The organism is Citrobacter sp. Cf136, from assembly GCF_030333815.1.
GTDB lineage: Bacteria > Pseudomonadota > Gammaproteobacteria > Enterobacterales > Enterobacteriaceae > Citrobacter > Citrobacter freundii.
In genome coordinates this window covers 454,607-471,062 of sequence record NZ_JAOWFE010000029.1, presented here as the reverse complement: position 1 = coordinate 471,062, position 16,456 = coordinate 454,607, and the positions used below count along the sequence as shown (strand labels likewise).

The 16,456-nt window shown below is 49.4% G+C and carries 16 protein-coding genes; 4 read left to right on the top strand and 12 right to left on the bottom strand.

Translation table 11 applies throughout. The annotated features are described in order from the left end of the window. Nucleotides 1-63: 63 nt before the first annotated feature. Nucleotides 64-927 (top strand): 16S rRNA (cytidine(1402)-2'-O)-methyltransferase, encoded by an 864-nt coding sequence (gene rsmI, locus OGV98_RS02820; RefSeq protein WP_115489295.1) that lies wholly within the window; start codon nt 64-66, stop codon nt 925-927. Nucleotides 928-929: 2 nt separating this feature from the next. After that, a complete protein-coding gene (locus OGV98_RS02815) occupies nt 930-1,931 on the top strand; it encodes a Fic family protein (RefSeq protein ID WP_286551020.1) in 1,002 nt (333 codons plus the stop codon). On the opposite strand, the gene OGV98_RS02810 is transcribed toward OGV98_RS02815, so the two are convergent. The 11 genes from OGV98_RS02810 to OGV98_RS02760 form a co-directional block, all read right to left on the bottom strand. Further along, nucleotides 1,928-2,701 (bottom strand): DeoR/GlpR family DNA-binding transcription regulator, encoded by a 774-nt coding sequence (locus tag OGV98_RS02810; RefSeq protein ID WP_044714502.1) that lies wholly within the window; start codon nt 2,699-2,701, stop codon nt 1,928-1,930. The two genes, OGV98_RS02815 and OGV98_RS02810, sit on opposite strands and share 4 nt — an antisense overlap. A 111-nt stretch (nt 2,702-2,812) precedes the next feature. Continuing rightward, nucleotides 2,813-3,856, bottom strand: coding sequence for a galactitol-1-phosphate 5-dehydrogenase (gene gatD / locus OGV98_RS02805; RefSeq protein ID WP_044714500.1), 1,044 nt, complete (start codon nt 3,854-3,856; stop codon nt 2,813-2,815). 44 nt (nt 3,857-3,900) lie between these two features. Continuing rightward, on the bottom strand, nt 3,901-5,274 hold the full coding sequence (locus tag OGV98_RS02800) for a galactitol-specific PTS transporter subunit IIC (RefSeq protein ID WP_044714497.1): 1,374 nt from the start codon (nt 5,272-5,274) through the stop codon (nt 3,901-3,903). A 4-nt stretch (nt 5,275-5,278) separates the two neighbouring features. After that, complete coding sequence (gatB, locus tag OGV98_RS02795) at nt 5,279-5,563, bottom strand: PTS galactitol transporter subunit IIB (RefSeq protein WP_003828616.1); 285 nt, start codon at nt 5,561-5,563, stop codon at nt 5,279-5,281. Nucleotides 5,564-5,592: 29 nt separating this feature from the next. Then, nucleotides 5,593-6,057, bottom strand: coding sequence for a PTS galactitol transporter subunit IIA (gatA, locus tag OGV98_RS02790; RefSeq protein ID WP_199400235.1), 465 nt, complete (start codon nt 6,055-6,057; stop codon nt 5,593-5,595). Between the two features lie 14 nt (nt 6,058-6,071). Then, nucleotides 6,072-7,343 (bottom strand): tagatose-bisphosphate aldolase subunit GatZ, encoded by a 1,272-nt coding sequence (gene gatZ, locus OGV98_RS02785; protein ID WP_202580970.1) that lies wholly within the window; start codon nt 7,341-7,343, stop codon nt 6,072-6,074. Nucleotides 7,344-7,475: 132 nt separating this feature from the next. After that, nucleotides 7,476-8,330, bottom strand: coding sequence for a tagatose bisphosphate family class II aldolase (locus OGV98_RS02780; protein ID WP_202580971.1), 855 nt, complete (start codon nt 8,328-8,330; stop codon nt 7,476-7,478). A 197-nt stretch (nt 8,331-8,527) separates the two neighbouring features. Then, complete coding sequence (locus OGV98_RS02775; protein WP_115489292.1) at nt 8,528-9,334, bottom strand: HPr family phosphocarrier protein; 807 nt, start codon at nt 9,332-9,334, stop codon at nt 8,528-8,530. Beyond that, nucleotides 9,321-10,751 (bottom strand): PTS fructose transporter subunit IIC, encoded by a 1,431-nt coding sequence (locus OGV98_RS02770; protein WP_142712486.1) that lies wholly within the window; start codon nt 10,749-10,751, stop codon nt 9,321-9,323. The genes OGV98_RS02775 and OGV98_RS02770 overlap by 14 nt, the downstream gene beginning before the upstream one ends. 25 nt (nt 10,752-10,776) lie before the next feature. Then, nucleotides 10,777-11,691 (bottom strand): 1-phosphofructokinase, encoded by a 915-nt coding sequence (gene pfkB, locus OGV98_RS02765; protein ID WP_200023938.1) that lies wholly within the window; start codon nt 11,689-11,691, stop codon nt 10,777-10,779. Nucleotides 11,692-11,701: 10 nt separating this feature from the next. After that, complete coding sequence (locus tag OGV98_RS02760; RefSeq protein WP_044714487.1) at nt 11,702-12,556, bottom strand: tagatose bisphosphate family class II aldolase; 855 nt, start codon at nt 12,554-12,556, stop codon at nt 11,702-11,704. A 339-nt stretch (nt 12,557-12,895) separates the two neighbouring features. On the opposite strand from OGV98_RS02760, the gene OGV98_RS02755 reads away from it, so the two are divergent. Both OGV98_RS02755 and OGV98_RS02750 read left to right on the top strand, forming a co-directional pair. Beyond that, the gene (locus tag OGV98_RS02755; RefSeq protein ID WP_044714486.1) at nt 12,896-13,729 is read left to right on the top strand and encodes a DeoR/GlpR family DNA-binding transcription regulator; all 834 of its coding nucleotides are present in this window, start codon (nt 12,896-12,898) and stop codon (nt 13,727-13,729) included. Between the two features lie 10 nt (nt 13,730-13,739). Next, nucleotides 13,740-14,678: a sugar kinase gene (locus OGV98_RS02750; protein WP_048232847.1), complete on the top strand. Its 939-nt coding sequence runs from the start codon at nt 13,740-13,742 to the stop codon at nt 14,676-14,678. Between the two features lie 48 nt (nt 14,679-14,726). Here OGV98_RS02750 and garD read toward each other — a convergent pair whose 3' ends face one another. Continuing rightward, on the bottom strand, nt 14,727-16,298 hold the full coding sequence (gene garD, locus OGV98_RS02745; protein ID WP_044701298.1) for a galactarate dehydratase: 1,572 nt from the start codon (nt 16,296-16,298) through the stop codon (nt 14,727-14,729). Nucleotides 16,299-16,456: the final 158 nt, after the last annotated feature.

The following is a 16,456-nucleotide window of genomic DNA, read 5'->3' as shown; positions in this document are numbered from 1 at the left end:
ACTGTATCCAGTGATATTTTTTTACTCAATGCTCAATATTAAATCGGCAATACGGACGACACAATGAAACAACACGAATCGGCGGATAATTCTCAAGGCCAACTCTTTATTGTACCTACTCCTATAGGAAATTTGGCTGATATTACCCAACGAGCGCTCGAAGTTTTACAAGCCGTTGATTTGATTGCCGCTGAAGACACACGTCATACAGGATTATTGTTACAACACTTCGCGATTAACGCCCGTTTGTTCGCGTTACATGACCACAACGAGCAGCAAAAGGCCGAAACGCTGGTGGCGAAACTCAAAGAAGGGCAAAACATTGCGCTGGTTTCCGATGCCGGAACGCCGCTGATTAACGATCCTGGCTACCATCTGGTGCGCACCTGTCGCGAAGCGGGGATCCGCGTTGTTCCTCTGCCGGGCCCTTGCGCGGCGATTGCTGCCCTAAGCGCTGCTGGTTTGCCTTCAGACCGCTTTTGCTATGAAGGTTTTCTGCCTGCCAAATCGAAAGGGCGTCGTGATGCGATGAAAGCCATTGAGGCAGAGCCGCGTACGCTTATTTTTTATGAATCTACCCACCGCTTGCTGGATAGCCTGGAAGACATGGTTGCCGTCTGGGGCGAATCCCGTTACGTGGTGCTGGCGCGTGAACTGACGAAAACCTGGGAAACCATTCACGGCGCACCGGTCGGCGAACTGCTTGCGTGGGTCAAGGAAGATGAAAACCGTCGTAAAGGTGAAATGGTGCTGATTGTCGAAGGGCATAAAGCGCAGGAAGACGATCTCCCTGCCGATGCGCTGCGTACGTTGGCTTTATTACAGGCAGAACTGCCGCTGAAAAAGGCCGCCGCGCTGGCCGCTGAAATCCACGGCGTGAAAAAGAATGCGCTGTATAAGCACGCACTGGAACAACAGGGAGACTAGACGTGAGCACCTACCAACCGCCTTTTACCGTTACGCCATTGATCCTCAATCAAGTCATTGAGATTGGTGAGCTGATGGGGCATTGGGCGGCGATGGCGGGCAGAATATCTCCTCTTTTGCGCAAAGAGAACCGTATTCGTACTATCCAGGCTTCTTTAGCGATTGAGCATAATTCGTTGACGACGGATCAGGTTACAGCCCTGATGGACGGTAAGCGTATTTTGGCTCCGGCTAAAGATATACAGGAAGTCAGAAATGCGATTCTGGCATACGAAAAAATGTCGGAGTGGAAAAGTGAAAAACTCTCCGATCTTTTACAGGCACATCAAGTCCTGATGATGGGGCTTGTCGATAACCCGGGCCAATTGCGATCTGGCAATGTCGGTGTTTACAGGGAAAAACAGCTTATTCATATGGCCCCGCCGGTCTCACAAGTTCTTCGCTTGATGAATGATTTACTGGACTGGTTAAAAACGACAGAACTTCACCCGCTTATCGCTGGTGCTGTATTCCATTACGAGTTCGAATTTATTCATCCTTTTGCCGACGGCAATGGACGGATGGGGCGATTGTGGCAGACATTAATCCTGAGTGAGTGGCGTTCAGAATTAGCCTGGTTGCCGGTGGAAACGCTGATCCACTACCAGCAGGATCGCTATTACCAGGTGCTAGGAGTGTGCGATCGGCAAAGCAGCTGCACGCCATTTATAGAATTTATTCTGGAAAACATTATCTCTGCTTTGCAAGAGGGATTAGGACAATCATCGACCCTGTCGGAAGAAATGTCGGAAGAAATGTCGGAAGAAATGCCGTCTGATTTACTGGATATGGAAAAGCGCATTCTACGAATCTTGTCGAATCAGCCTGGCAGAACCGCCAAAAGTATCGCTGATGAGTGTGAAATTTCACCCCGAACAGTTGAACGCTATCTGAAAGCGTTGCAGCTAAAAGGCAAACTGCAACGCGTTGGCTCGACGAAACGGGGGATGTGGCGGGTAATTTAAACGACCAGCAGTTCAACGCCTGTTTTAACCAGCGCTGATTTATCCTGTTTGCTTATGCTGTCGTCGGTTATTACGCAGTTAATCTTCTCCATGGGAAGTACCTGATTAAATCCGCGTCGGTTAAATTTTGTTGCATCCAGTACGGCAATGACCTTATGTGCAGCCGCCGCCATTACGCTACTAATCGAATAGCCTTCGTTGAATGTCGTAATACCATTAGTGGCATCGATCCCGTCAGCACCCACAAACATCAGGTCAGCGCTTATTCCTTGTAGGGAACGTTCAGCGATAGTGCCATGCATTGAATGCGTTTTGTGACGCACCGTGCCACCGCAGACGACCAGCGTAATATCTTTGTTTTCCGATAACGTAAACGCAGCAGGCAGGCTATTGGTAATAACAGTGATATTACTTTTTCGGTTTAGCGCCTCAGCGATCAGTAAGGTCGTGCTTCCGCTATCCAGAATCACGGTCATTCCTTCTTCGACCATTGCCGTTGCCGCCTGAGCGATCCGCTTTTTAGGATCGCTGGCAAGCTGATACCGATCTTCTAACAATACTTCCTGATTGTCACCTTCAGCCAGATGGCTTCCAGGTTTTGCCGCACCGCCATGAAAACGGGTGACCAGACCCTTCTCTTCTAATAACCGCAGGTCGGCGCGAATGGTGACTTCAGAAATACCAAAGGTATTCGAAAGGTCCATTACCAGTACGCTACCTTGCGTATTAATCAGGTCGACAATTTTATTCCTTCTCTCAAATGAGTTCATATTGATTTGCCTGATAATTTGACTGTCACTAGTTTAATCGAAGGATTGCGAAAGGTGAACGCTAAATTTCGAAAGTAAATGTGAGCCAGCGCAGGTTGCTGGCTCGTGGGGTCAGGAGAGTTTGAGCAGAATTTTACCCTGCATCGGCGCGCCATTGAGTGACTTGACGGCGCTGGCAAAGCTCTCGGCATCACCACTGTGGGCAATTAATGGCTCAAGCTGTAAGCGTTTTTCCGTCAGTAAACGCGCTGCGGTTACCCACTCTTCTCCAGGCCATGGGCTGGAATAGTTCATCCAACTGCCAAGAATGGTTAACTCTTTACGCAATATTTGTCCAAAGACACCAGAAGCCAGCGCCAGATCGTGATGCAGCGTACCCACTAACGCCAGTTGAGCGCGAGGGCCGGCAATTTCTATCGATAGCGTCACAGTTTGTGGGGTTCCTGCGGTTTCCAGTATGAGTTGGTCAAACTGAACATTCTCCAGATCAGAGTGAATCTCAGTCGCACTCATCTCCCGACTGTTAAACACATAGGTTGCCCCCAGTTCTTTTGCTAACGCCAGCTTTTGCGGGTTGATATCAATCGCCGTGATGCTTTTGGCGCCGAGTTCACGGGCACATTGCAGTGCCAGTAAACCGATAGTACCCGCGCCAACAATAATCACGTTTTTGCCTTCACAACCCTGCGCCAAATGAAACGCATGCAGGCCGACGGTGATGGGCTCAATGAACGCGCCATCTTCAATCGGCATATCTGAAGGCAGGCGGAACAAATTAGCGCGTTTCACCACCACATATTCTGCGTTGCCCCCTTCGCTACGTGAACCGACAAACTGATACTGCTTACACAACGAGAAGTAGCCGCGCTCGCACTGAGGGCAGTGGAAGCAGGGAAGTAGCGGTACGCAGGCAACGGCATCGCCGGGTTGTAGGTCGGTAACCCCTGCGCCGTAGGATTCAACATAGCCACTGAACTCATGCCCAAGCGTGATTGGATAATAGTGAGCTCCACGATTGAAGATTCGGGGAATGTCCGAGCCGCAAAGCCCTGAGCTGACTACCTTAACCAGTACATCTTCATCCGTTTGCAGATGTGGTATGGGACGTTCTTCAACGCGTACGTCGCCCTCAGCGTGAATAACCACTGATTTCATAAGATTCTCCAGAAATGTGAAGGGGAGCAAATGCTCCCCAGAAATTATGATGCGGTCTGGCTTTCCGTTATAGCTGCTGCTTTTTCAGCTGCCACGAAATTACGTGCCCGACGCCAGGTCAGCAGTACACCCAACAGATAAATAGCCGCGATAACGATGAAACCTACCACGTTCTGCCAGGTGAAAAGCTGGATCAGTAGCCAGGTGACTGGGGAGCCGCCCTGGTCCATTGAGGCCACCATGCCACCGGCTTTCAATGCGCCTGCATTGGCGGCAAGTTGGGTATGTAAACCAATAGTCTGGGTTGCTATCCACAGGGTGATACCCATGATAATGACGCCAGAGATCAGCGTGCGGAACAAGTTCCCCTGATGAACAGCTACCGCCATGGCAACAAAGAACCCAATGGTCGCGAGATCGCCGAATGGCAGTACCTGATTACCTGGGACCAGCACGGCAATCAGGATGGTCAGCGGGATAAAGATCAGACTGGCAGAAACTACCGACGTATGACCGAGAAGCAGTGCAGGATCCAGACCAATTAAGAACTCCTGACCGCCAAATTTTGCCTGCAGGCGTTTGCGGGCATGCTTCGCGATAGGTGTTAAGCCATCCATAATCGGTTTAATCACGCGTGGCATCAGCAGCATCACGGCAGCCGTTTTCACGGCCAGTTGCAGGACGCCTTTCACGTCATATCCTGCCAGCATACCGATGACCAGACCCATAACGAAGCCGACGGTAACCGGCTCGCCAAAAGGTCCGAAGCGTTTCTGTACATCGTCTGCACTAAAGTGAATACGATTCAGACCCGGGATTTTTTCAATGATCGTATCAACTAGGACCGCTATTGGGCCCAGGTAGGCTGAGGAACCGTGGGGGATAGCAATCCCTTCCAGACCAAAAAAGTCGCGCGTGTCTTTAGCAAACCAGTCACCCAGTTTATAGACGAAGGCGGCATGAACAACCACGCCGAGAATGCCCAGCCAGTATGAACCGGTCGCCAGATGCAACATGGCGCCGGTAAACGTCATATGCCAGATATTCCAGATGTCGACGTTCACCACGCGGGTCATGCGGGTAACCAGCATCAGGATATTCACACCAATGGCGACAGGAATCGCAATTAACGCAATTTGCGAAGCCCAGGTCATTGGTGATGAACCCGGCCAGCCGACGTCAATAACGTGCAGGTTGATTTGAAACTGTTCCGCCATCGCTTTTGCGGCTGGTCCAATAGAGTCCAGCATCAGGCCGATCACCAGACCAATGCCGACGAAGCCGATCCCGATATGCAGACCAGATTTAAAACAATCCCCGAGCTTCATTCCCAGTAATTTTGAGAAGATGATGATCACTAACGGCAGCATAACCGTTGGACCTAAATCGAGGATATAACGCATTATTTCGCTAAACATGGCGTTACCCCACGAGGATAGTCAGTATTTTTTGCTGTAATGCTTCGATACCCACGCCTGAGACAAAAGGCATGCCGTGAACAACCGGGATATCGCCAAATGTACGGTCAACGCGAGCAGTAGTACAAATAAGGTCCGCGCCATCCATATAGGTTTCGATTTCCGTTACCCGGCACTGAACCAGGTCGAGTTGGATATTGTTGGCTTCGCAGAGCTCTTTAATTTCTTCCGCAGCCATTGTTGAAGTTGCTACAGCACCGCCACAGGCCACAATTACTTTACGTTTCATAGGGTATTCCTTTTATTATCAGTTTTTTATCAAGCCTGGGCGCAGGTCTCAGACTCAAGGATTTTTTCCCGAAAGAGCATTGCCAGTTCTGCATCGGGTGCATTCAGCAATGCTTCAATGGTGCTCGGGATTTGTAGCTCACTAAACAGACGACGCAGGAGCTTCAGTTGCGCCGTCGGGTTTTCAACGATTAAGGCGATAATTAAAGAGACGGCTATCTCTTCATCATCATCCGCTTGTTGAAAGTTAACCGGTGTATCTGGGCGAATCAGATAGATAGCCGGAGATTTCGCGTGAACAGCTTCACAATGCGGAATCGCAACGGCATGACGTTCCAGCGCGATTCCAGTTGGAAAGGTTGCTTCACGCTCAATAAGGGCCTGCGGGTAGCTTTCATGCACGACCCCTTTAGCCAGCATCTCCTCCCCAATATGGGTCAGCGCATGCTGACACGAGCTAAAGTTAATTCCTGTTCGGACAAAGAGTTGACTCATATATTCTCCAGATTTCAGGCGATTACTGGTGCGCAACCAAAGCGATAGGCGCGCAGCACATCCTGGATTTTGTCGATAATCAAATTGTGTGGTGTCGCGGTTAATGTGCCTTCAGACAGACGCTCAAATTGCACCGGCATAAATTGGCTAATGAGTCCCAGAGGTAACGCGACGTCATTAAGGTTGGTTATTAATTTCTCTACGCTTTGGCGAATGCGGGGATGCGGCCAGTAGTAACGAATACGGTCGGAGAGACTGAAGTGAATATCAATCATCGCCTGACTCCAGGTTGGGCGATAGTATTTTTTCCAGTAATCCGGTTCATTCAGCATCACTTCGTCAATCACGTCCAGAACCCGGCTTCGCTGCTCCGGAGATACCAGCTCATTTTCCATTTGCGCCAGGGCAAAAATGGCTTCACGTAGGGCAAAGGTGAGTGCCGGACCCACTTTCAAAATTGCATAGTGATCGCGTACCAGCGCACGGTATGCCTGACGGGTTTGATAATCTGTTGAATGCGCTTCGTAGACCATTGGGGTTTCTTTGATCCAGGCAGAAAGCGCTTTTGCAGCTTGTGGTTGATAGTGAATGATTTGAGTGTGGTCGAACTCGACGCCGGGCTGAACCACAATGGCGATAACGCGAGTTAACGCCTCTTTAAGTCCTAACGCACGGAAGGCAACCTGGTGGGTTTCCAGTGTCCTGGCGGCATCTTCTTCGCGCGTAACGTGTACAGTACCAATGGTGCTGGCTTCTCCACCTGGTACCGGGACTTCTGTACCAATCACGTAAGTCAGTTGGCGTTTTTGTTCTTCCGTGGCTATTGCTTCCGCAGCCTGGCAAAGCACGGCAGCTCGCTGGGCAACAACCATTGGGTCCAGCGGTGTAGGGTCGTCAGCGCAGGACATTGAAGCATCCAGGTGAATTTTGCTGAATCCTGCAGCGACGTAGGCTTTAATTAACTCAACCGATTTCTCCATCGCTTCTGCCGCAGTTTCATTTTGCCAGCAGTTAGGGCCGAGGTGATCGCCCCCGAGGATCAGTCTTTCGCGAGGGAAACCAATCTCTTGTGCGATGCCATAGACAAAGTCACGGAAATCAGCGGGTTTCATCCCTGTATAACCACCAAACTGATTAACCTGATTAGATGTCGCTTCGATCAGAACTTTACTGTCTGTATTGAGATCAAAACGTAATGCGGATTCAATGACCAGCGGATGTGCTGAACAAACAGAACAAATACCTAAATGTTCACCTGCTTTATGACGAGAGATTATTTCTTTCACTTCTATCTCCGATATCTTTTGTTTATCTTCATAATATTTTTGGATTGAAGGCAAAGGGTAAAAGCGACTTTCGTGATCCAGCTTTAAAACAGACCTTTGTCAGAATCCGGACAAGTAAATTAAATCAATAAGTTACAATTTCCCTTCACAGCCGCAATCGGCAATGACTTTACGCACCACCTCTTTCATGGCGGCTTTGGCAGGCATCATGTAATGCCGTGGGTCATTCGCATTGGCATGTGTACTCAGATAAGTTTTGAGTGCGCCAGCAAAGGCTATTTTGAGTTCGGTCGCGACGTTCACTTTGCAGATCCCTAAAGAGATAGCGCGCTTAATATCGTGTGTCGGAAGGCCGGATGCGCCATGTAAAACCAAAGGGATTTCAACGCACTGGCGAATTTCTGCCAGTCGTTCGAAATCCAGTTTTGGTTCAGCGTTGTACAGGCCATGCGCCGTGCCAATCGCGACCGCCAGTGAGTCGATACCGGTTTTTTCCACGAACTCCCGAGCCTGTTCTGGGTGGGTATAAAGCGCATCTTTTCCATCCACAATCAGGTCATCTTCTTGTCCACCCAGCCGTCCCAGCTCCGCTTCAACGCTAACGTCATAGCGGTGGCAGTGGTCCGTCACGCGTTTAACTAACGTAATGTTTTCGGCAAACGGCAGATGGGAACCATCGATCATGACGGAGCGAATACCCGTAGCGACTTTCACTTCAATATCAGTGGCGCTTTCATGGTGATCGAGGTGGATGGCGAGGGGATGGTTCCAGCATTTTGCCAGTTCACTGGCGATTGCAACGATGTTTCCGACTCCGGCATAACTAAAAGTGCCAGGTGTGCCGGCGACGATCAACGGAGAACGCAGTTCGGCTGCTGTTTCCACGACAACCTGTAGGGTCTCCAGGTTGTGGATGTTAAACGCCGGTACGGCGTAGCCTTCTTGTTGTGCCTTATTCAGCATCATTTTGCTTGAAATAATAAACATACTTCCTCCGAAATCTTTCGATTCTCTTTCTTCGAAATAAAGTATAGGGTTTCGTAATGTTTTTATGTGATTTCGATCTGAAAAATGAAAGCATCGAAAGGAATGGGAGGGTTATGAAAGGTGGTTTGAAAGGCGATTTAGCATTAGGCATCAATCCGCGCCTGAAGAAACCAGGCGCGGATAAGGTTAGTCAGACATTAATTAAACAAACGAGATAGCCAACTTCGTTTCTGGCGTGCTGCTTCAGGGGGTGGGGTGACGGGCACTGAGACCATCTCTCCTAATCCCTGTCCAATACGTTGCCCAATCTCATGTAGAGCCCGTTGGGCATCCGCACCTTGCGCAGTGAATCGCATACGATGACCATTTTTTGCGCCTAACGAGACAACTTTCATCAGATTTTTACCATCTACAGGACCTGTGTTGTTATCAAGGTTTTCAATCGTGACGGCGCAATCAAATTGCTTAATAAATTTGACCAGTACAGCACTCGGTCTGGCATGCAGGCCATGCGGGTTATGAATAACGAAGGTGGCCTGTTCACCTGCAATTCTTTCTTCTGGTGGGTTATTGTCCGTATCAGTGCCAGTTAAAATGGTTAAAACTTCGCAGGGTGTTTTCGCCTTTTGTAACGCTTGAGGGACGTTGTCATCACTTAATACGCGGGTCAATTGACGCAGAATCTCAAGATGTTCATTTGAACGCGCTGCAATACCAGTGACCATATGTGCAATGTTATCATCCCCCCATGCCACACCCTGACGAAAAATGATGACCTTCACGCCAGTATTCAGTACGGCGTGGCGAGTCTCAGGCGTGCCGTGAGGGATGGCAATACCGTTACCGAGGTAAGTGGAGATTTGAGCTTCACGATCCAGCATACCTTGCAGATACTCAGGTGTCGTATTCCCGGCTGCAACCAACTTCTCTGAGACCCGTTGGAGTGCAGTGGCTTTATCGATTTGCTCGTCACTGATGAAAATGTCCTGCTCACAAAGTTGCATTCTGACCTCCTGTCTGAATAGTGGTGTTGTCAGAACCGACAGGCAGTTTGCGATTTAGCCACAATCTCCACGATCCCAGCATAATGGCGCCGCATGCGGAGCCTGCAAGAATACACAGCACCCAGGCAATGGGTTTGCTGACTAATGGCAGGATCAGGAAACCGCCATGCGGGGCGGGTACCTGGATATGCAGGCTGTAGCTGAGAACGGCGGAGATACTTGACGCGATCATCATCATTGGGATTACACGTAGAGGATCTTTTGCAGCAAACGGGATCGCGCCTTCAGTGATGTGCGTACAGCCAAGAATGTAGTTCACCATCCCGGCGGCGCGTTCTTCTTCGCTAAAACCTCTTGGGAAGAAGGTGGTTGCCAGAGCGATCACCAGCGGAGGAGTAATACAGGCAGCGGAAACCCCCGCCATAAAGAAATAGTTTCCCTGGCCGAGCAGCAGCGTGCCGGTTACGTAGGCAGCTTTGTTGACCGGGCCACCAAAGTCGAACGAGCACATGGCACCGACGACAATTCCAAGCAGAATAGGATTGGCTTCCTGTAATGATGCAAGCCAGTTCATCATACCGTTGTTGATGGCGGCAACGGGTTGTCCGAGTAGCGACATCAGCACACCAATAGCCAGCACGCCAATCAGCGGCATTATGAAAATGGACTTCAGCCCTTCGTACTGACGAGGCAAACCGTCGAGCCGATTTTTTACCCACAGCATCAGATAACCAGCTGCAAACCCGGCAATGATGCCGCCGAGAAACCCTGCACCCGTTGCGTTAGCCAGTAAGCCGCCAACGAAGCCAGCCACCATTCCAGGCCTTCCGGATATAGAGTAAGCGATATACGCAGTAAAGACGGGAACCATGATTGAAAAAGCCTGCTGTCCAATCTTCATTAACATGGCTGCAATGGCATTATATTCCGGTGACTTAGGGTCGGCGGAATAAATTCCCCATAAAAAAGAAATAGCAATCAATATACCGCCGGCGACCACGAATGGCAGCATGTTCGAAACACCACTCATCAGATGTTTATAAATCTGACGACCTAAAGACTCTTTTTCTGTGTTATTCTGTGAAATAGTTTGGGCTCCTTTACGAATGGAGGCTTCGCCATTGAGAATCTTGTTAATCAGTTCAACAGGATGGTGAATGGCTTCTTTTACCGGGACTTCAATAACGGGTAAGCCATTAAAACGATCGGGAGAAACATCTTTATCAGCCGCAATAATCACCCCCACGATATCAATAAGGTCAGTGGGCGTAATAACATTCTCAACGCCGCTAGCACCATTCGTTTCCACTTTTATTTCGACAGACATTTTCTTCGCTGCATGTTTTAAAGCTTCTTCAGCCATAAAAGTATGCGCGATACCGGTAGGGCAGCCGGTAACTGCAATGATCTTTTTCATAAGCAGACCTTTAATTTGTTTTTGTTTACAGCTTTCGGACATGGGTTTGAGGAAGTAATGTATCAATCGCTGCAAGTTGGCCCAGCCCGGCCGAACTTGCTACATCAGCACCCGTTGCGCTGGCAAGCGCCAGAGCATATTCGACTTCACCTGTGGTTAACCAATGGCTTAAGAATGCAGCAAGCGCAGCATCGCCTGCGCAGGCTGAACTCACCAGTTCAATAGTCGGTGCGGAGCAGAACCAGCGATCAATGCCATTCGAGAAGTACATTCCTTTGGCTCCGAGCGTCAGTAAAACATTCTGCGCGCCGAGAGAGTGCAATTCTGCAAAGGCATTTTTTGCCTGAACATCATTGGTTACGGTTAACCCAAAAATGGCGTTTACCTCTTCGTCGTTTGGCTTGATTAATAATGGATTAAACTCCAGTAATTGACGCAACGATGGATGACTAATATCCAGTACAATCGCAATTTCTTTATGCCGACAAATCTGCATAATTTCAGCATAAAAGTTACTTTCGATTCCCTGGGGCAAACTGCCACTGATAACTAAATACTCTGCATCAGATAGTCGTGATATTTCATTCAATACTTGCTGCTTACAGTCATCAGGAATATATGAACCAGGATTGACCAGTTTGTACTCCTGTTGACCATCATTAATAAAAATATTAATTCTTGTTGGTTCATTGACCCACGCAGGAGATACGCTAATTTTTTTCTTGCGTAACTCTTCTACAATATAACGACCAGTAAACCCCCCAAAAATGCCAAGTATATGTGCAGGTCGTTGAAAATGTTTTAATACCAGAGCGACGTTGACGCCTTTTCCATTTGGGCAATATTCTGTATGGCGCGTACGGTTTACAATGTCAGGCTGTAAAGGATCGCTAAAGATATTCATATCAATCGCGGTGTTGAGCGTTAACGTGTAGATCACTGGCATTCCCTCACAACTGTCCTTCACAACCGCAGACATGGATCACTTTGCGTACGACTGCTTTCATCGCCTGTTTTGCTGGCCGCATGTAGTGGCGCGGATCGTTGGCTTTCGGGTTTTGTGCAAAGTACTGTTTTAGCGCATCAGAAAATGCGATTTTTAACTCTGTCGCGACATTAACTTTGCACACGCCCAGGCTAATAGCTTTGCGGATATCGTTTTCTGGCAGGCCGGAGGCACCGTGCAGAACAAGCGGGATATCGACCTGTGCGCGGATCTCTGCCAGGCGGTTAAAGTCGAGCTTGGGTTCTGCGGCGTACAGTCCATGTGCGGTGCCAATAGCGACGGCCAGAGAGTCAATACCGGTCCGCGCAACGAATTCACGCGCCTGTTGTGGGTTGGTGTACAGCGCATCTTTGCTGTCGACGATCAGATCGTCTTCCACGCCGCCCAGACGTCCCAGCTCTGCTTCTACACTCGTATCGTAGCGATGGCAAAAATCGACCACTTTTTTCACCAGCGTCACGTTTTCTTCGAATGGGAAGTGAGAGCCGTCGATCATCACTGAACGGATGCCAGCCAGCACTTTGCTTTCAATATCAACCGTTGATTCATGATGATCGAGGTGAATTGCCAGAGGGAGATTGTGCTCGCGAGCCAGATCGCCTGCGATCGCAACGATATTTCCTGTCCCGGCATAGCTAAACGTTCCTGGCGTACCTGCCACGATCAATGGCGAGCGCATTTCTGCTGCGGTTTCGACAACGACCTGCAGGGTTTCCAGGTTATGGATATTAAAAGCTGGTACCGCGTAGCCATCGCGTTGCGCTTTCTGAAGCATATTTTTGCTGGAAATGATGAACATGATTTTCTCTCTATAGTTTACTTTCAAAGTTAAAGTTGATACTGATGTTGTGCCTTCATTTTGAAAGTAATCTAACGATCATTCATGGATCTTATTGTGATCATCTACACAAAATCGTATTAAAATTTATAAAATGAAAGTTATTTATTGACTATTAATTTTCTTTTGTAAGTTAATGAGAAAAAACAGGATGCTGCTAATTTATTGATATTACTGAAATGTTTTGAGTTTTTTGCATCTTCGTGAACGAAGCGTAATTGACATCACTCAGAGGAAATTTAAAAATGAAAGTTAAAGCGCGGAAGAGACTTCCGACATGTCATATAAAAAGGGTACGTTGTGGCAAAACCATCTACCAGCCTGCTGAAGAGGCGTCTGGACATTGCCGAAATCGTTCGTAAGAACGGTGAAATCAAAGTGGACGACCTGGCAGAAATGTTAGCTGTTTCAGGAGTGACAATCCGTAATGATCTCAATTACCTGGAGCAGCAGGGTTACCTGAAAAGATCTTTTGGCGGGGCGATTTATACTGCACAGCCGGTTAGAGCATCTGTCACTCAGGATATGAGTTTGGTGCAGGAGTGGGACCGTAGCGCAGAGCTTGAGTTGGCGAAGCAGGTGGCTCGCCTGGTTGCTGATGAAGATTCGCTTTTTCTCGGGGCCGGAGTCGTTCCACGTAAAGCGCTCCCTTTTCTTGGCGAATCTCGTGAGCTGCGTCTGGCGTTCAACGATCTCGGCCATGTGTCTACTGCGCGTGATTATATTGACGGCGAGATTGTGTTGCTGGGGGGGACTCTGGACCGTAGCGGACAGAGACTGGAAGGCGAAATTGCTATTCAATCGATCCAGCGTTTTCAGCCAACCTGTAGCGTAGTGATGATTGAGCACGTCAGCGAAGATGGCACTCTGAGTGTGGCCAGCGAAAGCGCTGCGGTAATACTGGCGGAATCACTCAGGCTCAGCCTGCGATGCGTGGCGGTCATTGCGCAGCGTCCAGATTATGGTGAAGCAAGATATTCTGTAGGTAAGTTGAGCGCACTTAGTGCGGTGGTGACCCCGCAGATTGTTGCTGCCGAGTACCACTCGCGATTTATCGCCGTTGGGTTGACCAACAGCTATACCAACAATGAATGTCTGACCTGGATAAATCCCGCCCTGCATCCGGCAAGGTGAAGGACAACGCATGAAAATGACTATTGCGACACTTGGTGAATTACTCGTCGAATTTTTGGCGAAAAAAGAGAATCAGGGTTTTTCGTCTCCTGGCGAATTTTGGGGACCGTATCCCAGCGGGGCGCCAGCTATCTTTGCCGATCAGGTCGCTAAGCTGGGCTTTCAGTCTTTGCTATTTAGTTGCGTTGGCAATGATGCCTTTGGGGAGATGAATATCGCCCGGCTGAGACGAGACGGTGTGAACGTTAAGGGCATTTCCGTTCTTCCTCATGCCACCACAGGCAGTGCGTTCGTTAGCTATCGTTCACAGGCACAGCGTGATTTTATCTTCAATTTACCTAACAGCGCCTGTGGGTTGCTGAGCGCTGAACATCTTGATGGAAAATTGCTTGGGCAATGTAACCACTTCCACATAATGGGATCTTCATTATTTTCTTTTCGACTGATTGATGCCGTGCGTAAAGCCATCAGCATTGTTAAAGAGAACGGAGGAACCATTTCGTTCGATCCGAACATTCGCAAAGAGATGCTGAATATTCGCGAGATGTCACAGGCTTTTGAATACATCCTGGATTACGCCGATTTCTTCCTGCCAAGTGATGGTGAACTGGACTACTTTGGTTTGAGCAAATCACGCGATGAGTTGCAGATTGTCGAAAACCTGCTTGCTCGGGGAATTAAACATATTGTGATTAAACGCGGTCCTCGCGGTGCCAGCTATTATTCTACGCAGGAGCAGCATCACGTCACCGGCTATCCGGTTGACGTTGTCGATCCCACTGGTGCTGGTGATTGCTTTGGCGCAACATTTGTCAGCCTGTTTCTTGCAGGATACTCGATTCCGGATGCGTTGGCTCATGCCAATGCGGCAGGCTCGTTGGCGATATCGACGCGTGGGCCAATGGAAGGTACGTCAACGTTAGCGCAGATCAAGGCGCTGATGGGGTGAAATACCAGATGACGCTGACATCGTCTGGTATTTCACTGATTGGAATAATCAGGTCACTGGCGCCGGGTTAAACACCGCCAGCTGGTTATGCAGTCCCCACTGATCTGAGAAGGTTTTCTTACGTCCGCTGGCGACGTCGAGAATAAACTCGAACAGTTTCAGACCCACGTCTTCAATGGTTTCTTCTCCGGTAGCGATGGTACCGGCGTTGATGTCCATCAGGTCAAACCAACGATTGGCCAGCTCGGTGCGTGTCGCCATTTTAATCACCGGCACAGCCATCAGGCCATACGGCGTACCGCGACCGGTGGTAAAGACTTGTACTGTGATCCCGGAAGCAACCTGTTGCGTACCGCAGACAAAATCGCTGGCGGGGGTGGCAGCGTAAATCAGGCCACGTTTGGTTGGACGCTGTCCCGGCGACAAGACTTCGACAATCGCGCTCTTGCCCGACTTCGCAATAGAACCCAGCGCTTTTTCTACCACGTTTGCCAGACCGCCTTTCTTGTTGCCTGGTGATGGGTTGGCGCTCCGGTCAGTCTTGCCCATGTCCAGGTAGTTATCGTACCAGGCCATCTCTTCGAGCAGGCGTTTACCCACCTCTTCGTTAATCGCGCGCGGGGTCAGAAGGTGGATGGCATCGCGCACTTCGGTGACTTCGGAGAACATCACTGTCGCGCCGCAGCGCACTAACAGGTCGGAGGCATAACCTACCGCTGGGTTGGCCGTCACGCCGGAAAACGCATCGCTGCCGCCGCACTGCATGCCGACCACCAGTTCTGATGCCGGGCAGGTTTCACGCTGGCGCTGATTGAGCTTTGCCAGATGGCGTTCGGCCACTTGCAAAATATCGGCAACCATTGATTGAAAGCCGACGTGTTTTTCATCCTGCAGGCTGACGATGCTGGCGCTGTCGACCGGAATGCTTTTTACATCGTGCGTACCTTCCAGCAGGCGCTCTGGCTGCAGTTTTTCACAGCCGAGGCCAATGACCATTACCTCACCGCCAAAGTTAGGGTTCAGCGCAATATTATGAATAGTTCGAATGGGCACGATGGCGGCTGGAGCGTTAATCGCCACGCCGCAACCGTACAGATGATTGAGCCCCACCACACCGTCAACATTCGGGTATTTGGGCAGCAGATCGCGTTCAATGATTTTCACCACATAGTCCACCACGCCCGCCACGCAGTGCACGCTGGTGGAGATGCCGAGCAGATTCTTGGTGCCAACGCTACCGTCAGCATTGCGGTAACCTTCGAAGGTATAACCCTCGAGAGGCGGCAGCGGCTCAGGCACTTTAGTTGCCAACGGCAGCGTCTCCAGCGGCGGAGCCTTGGGCAGCTCAACCATTGATTCATCAATCCAGCTGCCGCGTGGGATGTCGCGAATGGCATAGCCTATCACTTCGCCATAACGCACGATTTCGCCATGAGCAGGAATATCCAATAGCGCCACTTTATGACCCTGGGGAATATGTTCAATGAGTTCCAGTCCGTCCGGAAAACGCGTTCCGGCTTTCAGACCATTGTCATTGACAATTATCGCCACATTATCTGTTTCGTGAACTTTAATATAAAACGCCGTTGGCGATTCTTGTCTAATTTCGATGTCGGCCATTGTCCAGTATTCTCCAACAAGTGGTGATAATAGTGTGGATATTTATATTTTGAATCTCATTTTCAGTAATAAAGATTCGGTATCGTGAAATAAGAATGTCAGGAGTTTATCGTGAAGAATGTGACAATGATCACTTAAACTCAGCAAGACCGCACCAG